Source organism: Psychrobacillus sp. FSL K6-4615, assembly GCF_038008225.1.
Lineage (GTDB): Bacteria > Bacillota > Bacilli > Bacillales_A > Planococcaceae > Psychrobacillus > Psychrobacillus psychrotolerans.
Genome location: NZ_JBBOYQ010000001.1, coordinates 576,943 through 590,671, shown reverse-complemented (window position 1 = coordinate 590,671; position 13,729 = coordinate 576,943). Strand labels below are relative to the sequence as shown.

12 protein-coding genes and 1 riboswitch are annotated in these 13,729 nt (G+C 38.3%); of the genes, 3 read left to right on the top strand and 9 right to left on the bottom strand.

Going from position 1 to position 13,729, the window contains the following annotated elements:
- Window positions 1-3 precede the first annotated feature (3 nt).
- From MKX53_RS02895 to MKX53_RS02880, 4 genes are all read right to left on the bottom strand, one after another.
- Window positions 4-987, bottom strand: a complete 984-nt coding sequence (locus tag MKX53_RS02895) for a FecCD family ABC transporter permease (RefSeq protein WP_445678277.1) — start codon at window positions 985-987, stop codon at window positions 4-6.
- Between the two features lie 4 nt (window positions 988-991).
- Window positions 992-1,945 carry an ABC transporter substrate-binding protein gene (locus MKX53_RS02890; protein WP_340908907.1) on the bottom strand — a complete coding sequence of 318 codons (954 nt, stop codon included), beginning with the start codon at window positions 1,943-1,945 and terminating at the stop codon, window positions 992-994.
- A gap of 122 nt (window positions 1,946-2,067) precedes the next feature.
- A riboswitch (cobalamin riboswitch) is annotated at window positions 2,068-2,208 on the bottom strand.
- Window positions 2,209-2,697: 489 nt separating this feature from the next.
- Window positions 2,698-4,365 (bottom strand): arginine--tRNA ligase, encoded by a 1,668-nt coding sequence (argS, locus tag MKX53_RS02885; RefSeq protein WP_340908906.1) that lies wholly within the window; start codon window positions 4,363-4,365, stop codon window positions 2,698-2,700.
- Entirely contained in the window at window positions 4,366-4,785 is a 420-nt protein-coding gene (locus MKX53_RS02880; RefSeq protein WP_175496207.1) for a DUF1934 domain-containing protein, read from the bottom strand.
- A 213-nt stretch (window positions 4,786-4,998) separates the two neighbouring features.
- Here MKX53_RS02880 and MKX53_RS02875 point away from each other — a divergent pair, with 213 nt between their 5' ends.
- Window positions 4,999-6,087 (top strand): diguanylate cyclase, encoded by a 1,089-nt coding sequence (locus MKX53_RS02875; protein ID WP_340908903.1) that lies wholly within the window; start codon window positions 4,999-5,001, stop codon window positions 6,085-6,087.
- 145 nt (window positions 6,088-6,232) lie between these two features.
- Here MKX53_RS02875 and speB read toward each other — a convergent pair whose 3' ends face one another.
- Together speB and speE are read right to left on the bottom strand one after the other, a co-directional pair.
- Window positions 6,233-7,105: an agmatinase gene (gene speB, locus MKX53_RS02870; RefSeq protein WP_340908901.1), complete on the bottom strand. Its 873-nt coding sequence runs from the start codon at window positions 7,103-7,105 to the stop codon at window positions 6,233-6,235.
- 4 nt (window positions 7,106-7,109) lie between these two features.
- Window positions 7,110-7,943: a spermidine synthase gene (gene speE, locus MKX53_RS02865; RefSeq protein WP_340768211.1), complete on the bottom strand. Its 834-nt coding sequence runs from the start codon at window positions 7,941-7,943 to the stop codon at window positions 7,110-7,112.
- A 167-nt stretch (window positions 7,944-8,110) separates the two neighbouring features.
- Between speE and MKX53_RS02860 the strand changes: the two genes are divergently transcribed.
- Window positions 8,111-10,177: a transglycosylase domain-containing protein gene (locus MKX53_RS02860; protein WP_340908899.1), complete on the top strand. Its 2,067-nt coding sequence runs from the start codon at window positions 8,111-8,113 to the stop codon at window positions 10,175-10,177.
- A gap of 337 nt (window positions 10,178-10,514) precedes the next feature.
- On the opposite strand, the gene MKX53_RS02855 is transcribed toward MKX53_RS02860, so the two are convergent.
- Window positions 10,515-11,036 carry a YwhD family protein gene (locus tag MKX53_RS02855; protein ID WP_340908897.1) on the bottom strand — a complete coding sequence of 174 codons (522 nt, stop codon included), beginning with the start codon at window positions 11,034-11,036 and terminating at the stop codon, window positions 10,515-10,517.
- A gap of 66 nt (window positions 11,037-11,102) precedes the next feature.
- Between MKX53_RS02855 and MKX53_RS02850 the strand changes: the two genes are divergently transcribed.
- The gene (locus MKX53_RS02850; RefSeq protein ID WP_093535837.1) at window positions 11,103-11,288 is read left to right on the top strand and encodes a 2-hydroxymuconate tautomerase; all 186 of its coding nucleotides are present in this window, start codon (window positions 11,103-11,105) and stop codon (window positions 11,286-11,288) included.
- Between the two features lie 567 nt (window positions 11,289-11,855).
- Here MKX53_RS02850 and MKX53_RS02845 read toward each other — a convergent pair.
- Together MKX53_RS02845 and MKX53_RS02840 are read right to left on the bottom strand one after the other, a co-directional pair.
- Window positions 11,856-12,371, bottom strand: a complete 516-nt coding sequence (locus MKX53_RS02845; RefSeq protein WP_093535839.1) for a YwgA family protein — start codon at window positions 12,369-12,371, stop codon at window positions 11,856-11,858.
- A 26-nt stretch (window positions 12,372-12,397) separates the two neighbouring features.
- Window positions 12,398-13,693, bottom strand: coding sequence for an HD domain-containing protein (locus MKX53_RS02840; protein ID WP_340908895.1), 1,296 nt, complete (start codon window positions 13,691-13,693; stop codon window positions 12,398-12,400).
- Window positions 13,694-13,729 lie beyond the last annotated feature (36 nt).

Here is a 13,729-nt window from a genome sequence, read left to right as displayed (position 1 = left end):
GTGTTAAACGCCTCCTTTTTTACGTTGTTTAAAGAATATAAATGCAAACACAGGTGCTCCGATAAATGCTGTAATAACACCAATTGGTAACTCAGTCGGTGAAATAATCGTACGAGATACCAGATCACAAATGATTAAAAGAGAAGCCCCGTTTATAAAGCTCAACGGTAATACATGACGATTATCCGAGCCAAATAAAAGCCTAGTCATATGTGGCACAACTAGTCCTACAAAGCCAATCGTTCCTGACACAGAAACGGCCGTACCAGTTAGCATAGATCCACCAATAAGTATCATCATTTTGCGCTTTTTCACATCTACTCCTAAATGCTTGGCACGTTCTTCCCCAAACAGCATGGCATTAAGCTCTCTTCTGTTTATCCACAATAACAACGTTCCGATAATAACAAAAGGTAAGGCCATCTGCACAAAGCTCCAACCTCGCATCGACACACTGCCGAGCAACCATCCAATAATTTGACGCAACTCTTCACCAGTTAAAGCAATCATTAACGAAATTACAGATCCCAAAAAGGAACTAAAAATAATTCCTGTTAAAATAATCGTCTCCATTTTCATCCCACGATCTACTAGCTTGGCGAATGAAATAACTAATAGCATTGTCACTAACGCACCAACCATACTAAAGACAGGTAATGTAAATATCCCTAAAAACGGTATGGAAATCCCGAAAAAGAGCGTAGCCACAGCACCGACCGAGGCACCGGACGACACTCCTAATGTATAGGGGTCAGCAAGCGGGTTTTTAAGCAAACTTTGAAATGCAGCACCAGCAATCGCCAAAGATGCACCTACTAAACCAGCTAGTACCACTCGCGGCATACGAATCTTCCAAACGATATTGGTCGCTATCGCATCGGCCCCCGTATCCCATAACGTTTGGATCGGCACCTTCACAGAACCGACCGATACACCAAGCCAAATTGCTAACAAAAGCACAGAAATGGACATGATGTAACCGATCATTGATTTACTCACTAAAAGCCTCCGGATAGATTGCTTTCGCAACTTCTTCTAATCCTTCCACTAGACGTGGACCTTGTCTGCTCGTCGTGTCTTCATTTACTTGTATTACTGCATCATTTTGAATAGCAGTAACTGTATCAAATCCATCACGTTGTTTCACTTGTTCTACAATACCTTCTACGTAATCGTATGTGATAAGCATTACATCTGGGTTACGACTTACAATTTCTTCGGGATCAATTTTTACCCAACCTTCTTGATCATCCATAATATTTGTTGCATTCAACATATTTAATATCTCTTGCATGAACGTTCCATTCCCTGTTGTATAAATTTCTGGAACATCAGAAGTTTCAACAAATACAGTTTTCTTCGATTCTACTTTTTGTACTTTTTGTTGGATATCTTCTACTTTTACTTTCATGTCTTCTACAATTTTTTGGGCTTCTTTAAGTTTCCCAGTAGCTCGACCCATTTCTTCAATAGTTGTATATGTTTCATCAAAATCCTTAGCGTCACTCACCACATACACCAAAACATTCGAATCACGCAGTTGTTGCAGTCCAGCTTCCGCCATTCCTACAATCGATTCATGTGCAAACACAATGTCCGGATCTAACGAAAGGATTTTTTCCACATTGAACTCCATGCCACCGATTTTTTCTTTCTCTAGTGCCTCTTCTGGATAGCTTTCAAAATCGTTTACCCCTATAATTTCCTCATTCAATCCAAGTGCAAATAAAATCTCTGTATTACTAGGAATCATGGAGATGATTTTCTCCGGGGCTGCCTCTAACGTAACTTCTTCTCCAACGGCATCCGTCAATGTCATTGGGAATTCTATATTTTCACTAGCCGCCTGCTCCGCCTCAGTACTTTCTACATTTTTCGTTTCTTCCTGTGCGCATCCAACTAATAAAAACACCGCCATTACGGCGATTAACCATCTTTTTTTCATTTTACATTCCTCCTAATTTAGACAATAAAAAATCTCCCATCCTATGATGAGAGATAAATAGGTATAAACCTGCACGAAGTCACAACGAGCCAGATTTACACCAAACCTATCCTCGTAGGTAACGGGTGCAAAGCATTTAGGCAGGTTTTCTGACTCGCGATATGTTCTATCACTTACAGTGGCGGGACCGTGCTGGACTTTAACCAGCTTCCCTTTTAACTCCAGCAATCCATTGCGAGAGCACCTCTATGCATTAAATTATTCATATTGCTTTGCCTTCATTATACCTTATTTTATATACCTGTCGACTTCGTTTTGAGGAAAGCGTTGTCTGACCTTTTTACTGGTGGATAGTGGGAGACTCTCTCTTACATGACTGCGTTGCTCTCGTATAGACGGAGTTCGCTCTCGTATAGACGGGTCGCTCTCGTAAAGCTTGAAATCTCTCTCGCATCGATCATAGGCTCTCTCGTATAGACGGGTCAATCTCGTATAGGACAGATTCACTCTCGTGTAGGCTTCGATTACTCTCGTAAAGATGCTCATCTCTCTCTTAATAAGTGGTTACTTACGTTCGATTGTTGTTTACTCACTCTCAGCTGAATTTTACTGGCGCTCAAGTTGGAAATACTACTTGCCGTCGTGCCCTGTTTATTTGCTGTTGGAGGCTATGAGGATATTTTCTCCAAATTTACTCTCTTTATTCGAAGCAGAATTATAAAAACCCTCGACCGAAGTCGAGGGTTTGCTATTTACATTTGTTCTGGAGCAGATACACCTAGTAAACGTAAGGCATTTGCAATTGTTTCTCTCGCAGCAGTTACTAGTGCCAGACGAGCTTCTGTTTGAGGAAGATTATCCGCATTTAATACTTTGTCTGCGTTATAGAAGCTATGGAAAGTCGTTGCTAGTTCTTGGATATAGATTGCAATACGGTGAGGTGCACGAAGTTTTGCAGCATCTGCAACTATTTGTGGGAAGTCACCAATTTTTTTAAGTAAGTCTACTTCTTTTTCACTTTGCAACAACTCAAGTGAATCAGTCGATACTTTCATTCCTTGCGTTTCTGCTGATCGTAAAATCGAACAAATACGTGCGTGTGCATATTGAGCGTAGAATACTGGGTTTTCATTGGATTGAGAAACAGCTAAGTCTAAATCGAAATCCATATGTGAGTCACCTGAACGCATACCGAAGAAATAACGTACTGCATCCAGTCCTACTTCTTCTACAAGCTCACGCATGGTAACAGCTTTACCAGTACGTTTACTCATTTTCATTTTTTCGCCGTCTTTATATAATTGAACCATTTGAATAATCGATACTTCTAGTTTTTCACGCTCATATCCAAGTGCTTCAATGGCTGCTTTCATACGTGGAATGTAACCATGGTGGTCTGCTCCCCAAATATTAATCAGTTGATCGAACCCACGAACTAACTTATCTTCATGGTACGCAATATCTGGTAATAAATAAGTGAAAGAACCATCACCTTTAATAAGCACGCGATCCTTATCATCTCCAAATGTCGTCGAACGGAACCATGTAGCTCCTTCTTCTTCAAAAATATGACCATTTGCACGTAACTTATCTAAAGCCACTTCAATTTTGCCGTTCTCATATAAAGAAGTTTCCGAGAACCAGTTATCAAAACCAACACGGAAATCAGCTAAGTCTTTTTGTAGTTTTGCAAGCTCTACTTTTAACCCATGTGCACGGAATGCTTTGTAGCGTTCTTCATCTGACATGGAGACAAATTTATCGCCATGTTCTGCAACAAGAGCTGCAGCAATATCGATAATATCTTGCCCGTGATAGCCACCTTCAGGCATTTCTTTGTCTAATCCTTGAGCTTGGAAGTAACGAGCTTCAATGGAGATCGCTAAGTTATGAATTTGGTTTCCTGCGTCATTAATATAATATTCACGAGCAACATCAAATCCAGCAAAATCAAGAACGTTACTTAAAGAATCACCTACAGATGCCCCACGTGCATGTCCTAAATGTAAATCACCAGTTGGATTTGCAGAAACAAATTCTACTTGAATTTTCTCTCCAGCACCTGAAGTTGAGCGGCCGTAGTTTTCTTTTTCTGTTAAAGCAGCCTTCACTACATCTTGTAAGTAATCTTTACGAACAGTAATATTCATAAATCCTGGACCTGCAATATCCACTTTTTCCATCATTGTTCCAGACAACTCTAGGTTTTCTATGATTGCCTTCGCCACTAGACGAGGATTCTTTTTCGCAAGTTTTGTTAATTGCATCGCAATATTTGTTGCATAGTCTCCATTTGCTTTGTCTCTTGGAGTTTCAAGTTGGATAGTTGGAATTTGCTCTTCCGTTACAAGTTCTGCTTTCACTATTGCCTGTTGTAATGCATCTTTAATGGTTTGTTGTAGCTTTTCTACTGCGTTCATTTATTCCGCCTCCGTATAAGTTAGTTCTAATGTATATGTACCGGCCACTTCTTCATTTATAATTAGCTCATATTCCACTTGAAAGCGTCCAACCTCAAAGTGTAAGTGCTTCGTATTTGTTGTAATAATCATTGTCCCATATTGAGTTTCATAGCTCCCAGTTTGGAACTCTCCACGTTCAAGAGGCAAACGCATTTTGACTCCACCACTTCGTAATATCAAGGCATTCTGCCCACTTAGTTTCACAGTCGTTCGAATAGTCTTTTCATTTTGAGATTCTTCATAAACTAAATAATTTTGTTCGCCTTTTAGTGTTAAAATGCCTTTTGTTTTTATATTGATTGTTTCTTCTTGGACATTTGGATGACGAATTGTAGAAACTAATTGTACTTTTACTGTCTTTTGTACTGGTGTAGACATGCTTAACATCCTTTGTAGATATTTTATTTATGTCAGCTTCTCAGTTGGCAATAACTAGCGATAGGAAGCTTATTCACACTAACGTTGCTTTTTACTATAACCTTCATATTATAGCTTAAATTTAACGTTTATGACAACCAATTGTATAAAAATGTATACCATATTTAGTCTAAAAGGCTATAATAGATTCAGATTATTAAGAAGGTGACTTTATTGCTAATTGACTTTATTATTAACTTTTGTATTCTTTTTACTTTTGCAATTCTTACCTACATACCATTTCAAAACAAATTAAATGTTTACATTCCATCTTCTAAATACACCCCTTTTATACTTGGATTGTTAAGTGGACTTACTGGTTGTTTGTTAATGTTAACCGCTATAAACATTACTGATGTCGTTATTATGGACGGAAGAATGGCTGTTATTGCATTATCCGGTGTCTTAGGAGGACCATTCGCACCTATTATAAGCGGCATTATTATCGGAGTGTTCCGTTTGTTTATGTACGGATATTCTACAAGTGCTCTAATAGCAGGAAGTAGCACTATTATAGTGGGATTGGTTATCGGAGTTTGCAGTTGGAAGAAAACAATGACCTTTCAAAACGTCCCTTACTTTTTTGGTTATTCCATCATACAAACTTCTATTGTTCTAGGTTTCTTAGGCAGTTGGAAATTTGAAACGTCGTTAGCTATTATCAGTTTTATCATATTTTCAATCGTGTCTTTTTCCATTATTTTCATTACCCTTAAACAGCTAAGCTCTCTATTTGAAAAAATAAAGCATATTGAAGAGATATCTGTAACAGACTATCTTACGGGTCTATATAATAACCGTAAATTCCAAGAACATACTCAAAATCTTATAGCAAAAAATGAAATTTTTTCACTCCTATTACTAGACATAGACTATTTCAAAAAGGTCAACGATACATATGGGCACCCCGTTGGAGATGAAGTATTGAAAGAATTAGCACTCCGAATGAAAGATACTAGTAAACCTTTTGGGGGCATAGTTTCTCGAAATGGAGGAGAAGAATTTTCCATACTCCTCCCAAATACTACAGATGAAAAAGCGCTGGAAGTTGCTGATCTAGTTCGACAATCAATAGAAAAGAAATTATTTCAAATCTCAACTGGAGAAAAGTTAGATATAACTACTTCAGGTGGTATTAGTACTTTCCCACAAGATGCTGTAACCACACATGAATTATTCAAACTTGCTGATGAAGCCCTTTACCTTGCTAAAACTTCTGGAAGAAATAAAGTAGTTCATATCAATCAAAATATATTGGTTTGATAAAAAAGTGATGCCCTTAGTTAGGACATCACTTTTTCTGCGTTCTATTTTACCCAACCCAATATCATTTCACGTAGTAATTTACTGGCAGTGTTTACTGTTTGCTCCTGCGCAAGCTCGTCGCAGTAACACCAGATACTCCGTTCTACTTAACCCAACCCAATATCATTTCACGTAGTAATTTACTGGCAGTGTTTACTGTTTGCTCAGACGGATCGTAATTTGGTGCTACTTCTACTAAATCAAAACCTACTACATTTACGCCGGAGTTTGCGATTTCGTGGATAGAAGCTAAAAGCTCACGACTTGTGATTCCGCCACAATCTACAGTTCCAGTTCCTGGTGCGTGCGCTGGGTCAAGAACGTCGATGTCAATTGTGACATAAACTGGACGTCCTTCAAGTGTTGGTAGCACTTTTTTCAAAGGCTCTAAAACTTCGAACTTGTGAATTTGCATACCATTTTCTTTTGCCCAGTCAAACTCTTCTTTCATGCCTGAACGAATTCCAAATGAATAGACGTTTTTAGGTCCGATATATTCAGCAATTTTACGAATAGGTGTCGAATGAGAAAGCGGTTCTCCTTCATACTCCTCGCGTAAATCTGTATGTGCATCCATATGGATAATAGCTAGATTATCATAGTTATCTGCCACTGTCCTCATGACAGGCCATGACACTAGATGTTCTCCACCCATACCTACTGGAATCTTCCCATTTATCAGTAATTGGCGGATAAAGCCTGCAATTAACTCTAAGCTTTTCTCTGCATTACCAAATGGTAAAGGAATATCCCCTGCATCAAAATAGTTCACATCATCTAGCTCGCGGTCAAGATACGGACTATACTCCTCTAAACCTATTGAAGCTTCACGGATACGCCCAGGACCAAAACGTGATCCTGGACGATAGCTTACAGTCCAGTCCATTGGCATTCCATAAATGACTGCTTGTGCTTCATCATAATTTTGTTTACTTTTGATAAAAACATTTCCTGAGTACTCTTCACTAAATCGCATAGCCTTACTCTCCTGCAAGATCTTTCACAAATTTTGGTAGTACAAATGCCGCTTTATGAAGTTCTTTTGTGTAATACTTTGTTTCAATATCAAAGAATTGCTCGTCCGGAACTTGAAGTGGATCATACTTTTTAGATCCAATTGTAAAGCACCAAAGTCCGCTTGGATATGTAGGAATGTTTGCCAAATACATATTAGTTATTGGGAAGATTTCCTTTACGTCTTTTTGAACTTGGCGGATTAAATCTGCCTTAAACCATGGGTTGTCCGATTGCGCAACGAATAGACCATCTTCTTTTAAAGCTCTAGAAATTCCAGCATAGAAACCTTTTGTAAATAGGTTTACTGCTGGTCCTACTGGTTCTGTAGAATCTACCATAATCACATCATATTCATTTTCAGATTCTGCAATATGCATGAAACCATCGCCTACTTGCACGTCTACGCGAGGATTTTCTAATTCACATGCGATTTCTGGTAAATATATTTTTGAGTACTCAATTACTTTTCCATCTATATCAACAAGTGTAGCTTTCTTCACTTTTGGATGCTTCATAATTTCACGAATTACTCCACCATCTCCACCACCAACTACTAACACATTTTCAGGGTTAGGATGTGTGAATAAAGGAACATGCGCAACCATTTCATGGTATACAAACTCATCTTTTTGAGAGGTCATTACCATGCCATCTAAGAAGAGCATATTTCCCCATTCTTCTGTTTCTGCCATTTCTAACAATTGAAAATCTGTTTGCTCGGTATGAAGAGTGCGATTCACCTTCATTGTGATGCCAAAATTCTCGGTTTGCTTCTCTGTAAACCAAAATCCAGCCATTTATCTATCTCCGTTTCTACAATGGTTTTTGGTATTTATAAAAAAAATAAATACATTGAAAGTATAGTGCTTTTTGACAAAAGTGCAATACTTTTTTGTTTGCCCGTTTAATTTGAATCTATTGTTCTCATACTAAGGAAAACATCATTTGGAACGGAGTTGATTTAATGGGGCGTATTCAACATAGAAAAAAAGTCATACGAAGCAAACGATGGAAAAGGCTATTCCTTTTATGTGTTGCTGCTGGCTGTGCACTTTTGAGCGCATTCATCACGCTCCGAATATATGCTCAAATCGTTGGTGCTCCCATAATTCAAGTCCCAATTTCTTCTGTATTTTTAGACAGTCAAGGAAATGTTATCGGCGATCGCTTTGAGGACCAACGGAGATATTGGATTTCATTGGAGGAGATGTCTCCTTTTTTACCTCAAGCCACTGTGGCGGTAGAAGACCAGGAGTTTTATGAGCATCATGGATTTGATTATTCACGGATTGCTGGAGCCATTTTAAAGGATATAAAAGCTGGAAAAAAAGTAGAAGGAGCCAGTACAATTACGCAGCAATATGCTCGTAATTTGTTTCTTACCCATGAAAAGTCTTGGACTCGAAAGATAAATGAAGCACTATATGCCTACCGATTAGAGATTTTCTACGATAAGGACGAACTGTTAGAAGGTTATTTGAATACAGTGTACTTTGGTCATGGTATGTATGGCGTCGAGGCAGCGAGTAGATTCTATTTTGCGAAAAGCGCTAAATCTTTGACTCTAGCAGAATCCGCCCTATTAGTTGGAATACCGAAAGGCCCTACCTATTATTCACCGTTAGTAAATGAAGAAAAAGCAGTTACTCGTCAGCAACTAATCCTAACATTGATGGAAAACCAACAAAAGATAACTGCTGACCAAAAGGAACGAGCATTCAATGAAAATTATGTATTAAAAGCAGAGGACTCTCTAATAAAGCAAAAAACGGCCCCTTACTTTTTAGAAGAAGTGTGGAAAGAAGCAACAGAAATCACTTTGGAAAATGGTCGCCGTATTGAAGAAGGTGGATGGACGATTGAAACCACTTTAAACAAAAAACATCAACAAGTAGCGGAAGAAATAGTTGAAAAATGGATGCCAAAAGGAGAACTACAAATAGGATTTGTAAGTATGGAACCAGATACTGGTTATGTAACTGCAATGCTCGGTGGAAGAAATTTCACGGATAGTCCCTTCAACCGAGTTACACAAGCAAAAAGGCAGCCAGGTTCTACCATCAAAGCGTTATTATTTGCGGCAGCCTTAGAAAACGGATTCTCTCCGCTCACTTATATGAAAAGTGAGCGTACTATTTTCACATACGATAATGGCCGCCAAGAATATGAACCTAAAAATGTGAACGGGGAGTTCGCTGGTCATCCTATTTCATTGGCACAGGCCCTGGCTATTTCCGATAATATTTATGCCGTTAAAACGTTAGAACAAATTGGATATAAACCTTTTCAACGGTTAACAGAAAGATTTAATCTAGATATGAAGGTAAAGGATGCTCCCTCTACTGCTCTCGGTACAACAGAAGTTTCGCTATTAGAAATGACAAAAGTTTATAACACTATATCTGCTGGTGGAATTCAGAAAAAACCTAAGTATATAACAAAAATAACTGATAAAAGTGGGAACGTCATTTATGATATAGAGAACAATGAGGAAAAAGGGAAAAAAGTTTTAAGCGAACAGGACTCTTTTATACTATCCCATTTACTCACAGGTATGTTCGACCCCGTTTTCAACGACTATTCGCCTGCTACTGGGATAAGTATTCGGGCAAAACAAACCAGACCTTATGCTGCAAAATCTGGAACTACAAATACCGACCAATATTTGATAGGCTTCTCACCTCAATTAACAGCAGGTGTATGGAATGGCTATGATCAAGGTAAACAAGTGAGTGATGCGGAAGCAAGACAAGTAACGAAACAAGTATGGATTGAATTTATGGAAGCTGTTCACCAAGGACTTCCCGTTGAGCCTTTCATAGCCCCGGACGGTGTACAGGGCGTCATTGTTGATATAGAAACAGGTGGAATCGCTACATCTGCCTGTGAAAAACAGCGACTAGTTTACATGAAACAAAAAGATGTTCCAACTAAGCTTTGCACCGACCCTAAATTGAAGCAGCAAACATTCGAGGAGAATGTGGAAGAATCTGAACCGTGGTCAATTTTCCCATTTAATTTGTTTGAATAGAACTTGGGAATTGATTGAATAATGATGAAAACCAATGGAAAGAAATCAGAAATCGGTCGTATTTCGTTATAATCGTATGAATTCCTTCCACTAATGCGTTGTTCGTTTTATAAGCATAATAAAAAGCTTACTGCCACCTATAGTTAGGTAGTAGTAAGCTTTTTCTTAGGTTGGCTTTCTGTAAAAGAATGCGGTCATTGGAATGGGTGGTCAATTTACGCATACATTTTACCTACTTGCGTCCACTAAGTGTCCTAGCATTACTTGGAAGTAAGCTTTATCTAAATTGTACTGTCTTTTCGTCTTTAATTCAACTACCTAACGGACTATTTGTATACTAGGCTTCGACAGATAAGTCCTGATGTAGCTTTTCTTCACTTCTATCCCACATTTCTTTGTTATGAGACTGTAAAAATTCACGTAAAATATTTTTTGAGCGGTCATCCATAAAATCGACTAAAATATGACGTTTCATTGATTTGTCCATGCGATTAACGTGATCAGCTAAATTCTTATAGCCGCGACGTTTTTCTCGGTTAATAACCATTTCACAAGCACTGACCCCAGCATAATATGGGCCTTGTGGATTATAATCGATCGTCACCCAAACAAGCCAATACGATTTTCCTCCCAGAGAGTCTTCTCGGTTCGTTGTAAACTTAATGCCTCGCTCTGTATCACTTCTTGCATGCATTGCTCCAACTTCTACTCTAGCAAGGTCTTCTTCTATATCAATAATGACTGGAGATACATTCTCTAATGACAGAGAACCTATACCGAATCCCTTATGTCCGTCAGTCGGATCATTTTTAATAATCGTGAAGCCTATCTTTTGTTTTGGTTTTTCTTCGTTCGTCATTCGACAGTTCCCTCCATTCTGTTATGATACTAGTATACAGAAAAGTTCACTAAAGGAGGAAATGAAATGCCATATGTCACAGTAAAAATGCTTGAAGGACGTACCGACGAGCAAAAAAGAGCATTAGTGGAGAAGGTAACTGCTGCTGTTTCCGAAACAGTTAATGCACCAATCGAGAATGTTACTGTATTCATCGAAGAGATGCCGAAGAATCATTATGGAACTGCCGGCAAGTTATTTAGTGATCGATAATTAAACAGAGACGGACCCTTTTTTAAGGGTTCTTTTTTTTTGCAGAAAGTATATGTGAACAACAGGTCATGGGAATTGAAAGAATAAAATATACTACTGATTTCCATTACAGGTGGACGCGTTCCGCGGGGTGAGCGGTGGAGCCATCACCGTCGCTAACGCGTCGTTGTGATGTCTCACCTGTCTCACTCATCCCGCCGGAGTCGCCACCTTTCACTACAATCAATTGAGCAAGTGGTACTCAACTATAAGATAGAGCATAGTTTATCGCTTAGATAATAAGAGTAGTCAAAGTTAATTGAGGGAAAAAACCATCTGTTCTATTAGGTATACTATTTTTAAAGAAATTTGAAGAAAGAATTTTCTTTTATAAGAGTCCATTTCATCGTTACTAATTTTTAAAATAAAATATGTACATTTATGTGGTTTTTTATCCAATTATCCGATTATATAAAGCGAAACTGGTTGATTGGAGCGGAAATTACTTGTGCCCGTATCGTCCTTGCGTTCATCTGCGACTAACTTGTATTTCCGGAACGGATGAATTCTCCAAAAGAAAAAGCCATCCTATTGGATAGCTCTTTCGTTCATGAGGTTCATGACAAATGTGAAGGCCTCGTCGATTTCTTCTTTTGAAAAATTGAGTTTTCCTTTAACGACATGAAGTTTTTCGATTTGCTCTTCTTTTGGTAGATAATCGAAATATAATAACGTCGATACTAGTTCAAGGAAACGAGAACTTTTATCTTTCATTTGGTTAATGCATGCTACCAAATCTCTTGGTGCTTCAGGAACTTGAGCCATTTTAGTAAAATGCTCACCTGCGTCAGTCATTTGGTATTTATATTGTACATAGGAGCCTTTGTCTTGGCGTTCTTCTTGTAGGAATCCCATATTACATAATTCTTCGATCCGTAAGGTAAGCTCTTCTGAATAAGGGCCATAAAAATGGAATTCATATTTTTCCTTGTATGGATATTGAAGTTTTTTTGCGATGTAAATCATTTTTTGCAGTTTTTTCCGACCCGTAATGCCATCCGCTGCTCCGATAAATTGTACAACTTTTGCATGTTCTTCTATCACTTAGACCCCTCCTTTACTTCAAATCATTAAGTTAATAAATCGAGTATTTGTTTCTTCAATGCTTTTTTCTTTCCGTCCTTCGTCAAGATATCTTCTGGAAAGTACAATTTATGGTCTGTTCTTCTTTTCCCAGAGATTGCCTCTACAATATCCGATTCACGTGATAGCTCACGAATTTCCCCGTTAGGTTTTAGCAAATGTATTGGAATTCGTTCGCCTTCTTCTCCTGGACGGTAAAAATCATATGGTAGATCTGAAGAGGAATCGAACACTAAGTAATACTCTGGATCTATACCCGCTTTTTTGAATAGTAATTCTAATTCTTTCATCTTCATATAATCTTTCGCTAAATCGAACTCTATATATTGAAATAGCTTCCGGTTCACAAAACGATCGCTCAAATCCGATAGAATGGGATCATCTTCTGACATCCATAACTGAAAATAAGTTAATAATACCCCTTCATCTAAAGCAAGGTACTCATTTAAAGTATATGTACCATCAAAGAATCCTCTAAAATGGGTCGGTTGCTGTTTAAAATCATAACCCATTTTACTTAATGCTTTTGCTCGATGTAGAACTTTCGTCAAAATTACTTCCGCACTACGGGAAACTGGATGGAAATATACTTGCCAATACATTTGATATCTACTCATTATATAATCTTCCACTGCATGCATTCCACTCGATTTGATGACTACTTGGTCTTCTCTTGGTCGCATGACACGCAAAATTCTTTCCATATCGAAATGGCCATAACTTACCCCAGTAAAATAAGCATCTCTTTGCAAGTAATCCATACGGTCAGCATCTATTTGACTGGATATTAAACTTACTACCTGCTTGTTTGGATATGTTTTACCGATAACGTCGGCAACTCGTTGCGGAAAATCTTCGCTAACTCTTTTTAGTATCTCATTGACATCCGTATCGCCAAGTATTATTTGTTGGGTGAAATATTCATGGTCTAACCCAAATACATTCTCAAATGCATGAGAAAATGGGCCGTGCCCTAAATCATGGAGAAGAGCAGCACATAATACTACTAGCCTTTCTGAATCATCCCATTCTGGACGTCCACTAAAGCTATCATCTACGATTCTTCTCACAATTTCGTACACACCTAGTGAGTGATTAAAACGGCTATGTTCGGCACCATGAAAAACTAGATATGTAGTTCCGAGCTGTTTAATCCGGCGAAGTCGTTGAAACTCTTTTGCTCCGATAACATCCCAGATGACCTGATCACGAACGTGGATATAGCGGTGAACTGGATCTTTAAACACTTTTTCTTCTGCTAGCTTTTGTGTCGCATAGCTCATTCTTCCACCTCCAAAATGTAGTTTAGTATTCATTAT

Excerpts from the sequence above, each read along its gene's own strand:
- MKX53_RS02895 (WP_445678277.1), bottom strand. The coding sequence starts at position 987 with ATGATCGGTTACATCATGTCCATTTCTGTGCTTTTGTTAGCAATTTGG.
- MKX53_RS02890 (WP_340908907.1), bottom strand. The coding sequence starts at position 1,945 with ATGAAAAAAAGATGGTTAATCGCCGTAATGGCGGTGTTTTTATTAGTT.
- argS (WP_340908906.1), bottom strand. The coding sequence starts at position 4,365 with ATGAACGCAGTAGAAAAGCTACAACAAACCATTAAAGATGCATTACAA.
- MKX53_RS02880 (WP_175496207.1), bottom strand. The coding sequence starts at position 4,785 with ATGTCTACACCAGTACAAAAGACAGTAAAAGTACAATTAGTTTCTACA.
- speB (WP_340908901.1), bottom strand. The coding sequence starts at position 7,105 with ATGCGATTTAGTGAAGAGTACTCAGGAAATGTTTTTATCAAAAGTAAA.
- speE (WP_340768211.1), bottom strand. The coding sequence starts at position 7,943 with ATGGCTGGATTTTGGTTTACAGAGAAGCAAACCGAGAATTTTGGCATC.
- MKX53_RS02860 (WP_340908899.1), top strand. The coding sequence starts at position 8,111 with ATGGGGCGTATTCAACATAGAAAAAAAGTCATACGAAGCAAACGATGG.
- MKX53_RS02855 (WP_340908897.1), bottom strand. The coding sequence starts at position 11,036 with ATGACGAACGAAGAAAAACCAAAACAAAAGATAGGCTTCACGATTATT.
- MKX53_RS02850 (WP_093535837.1), top strand. The coding sequence starts at position 11,103 with ATGCCATATGTCACAGTAAAAATGCTTGAAGGACGTACCGACGAGCAA.
- MKX53_RS02840 (WP_340908895.1), bottom strand. The coding sequence starts at position 13,693 with ATGAGCTATGCGACACAAAAGCTAGCAGAAGAAAAAGTGTTTAAAGAT.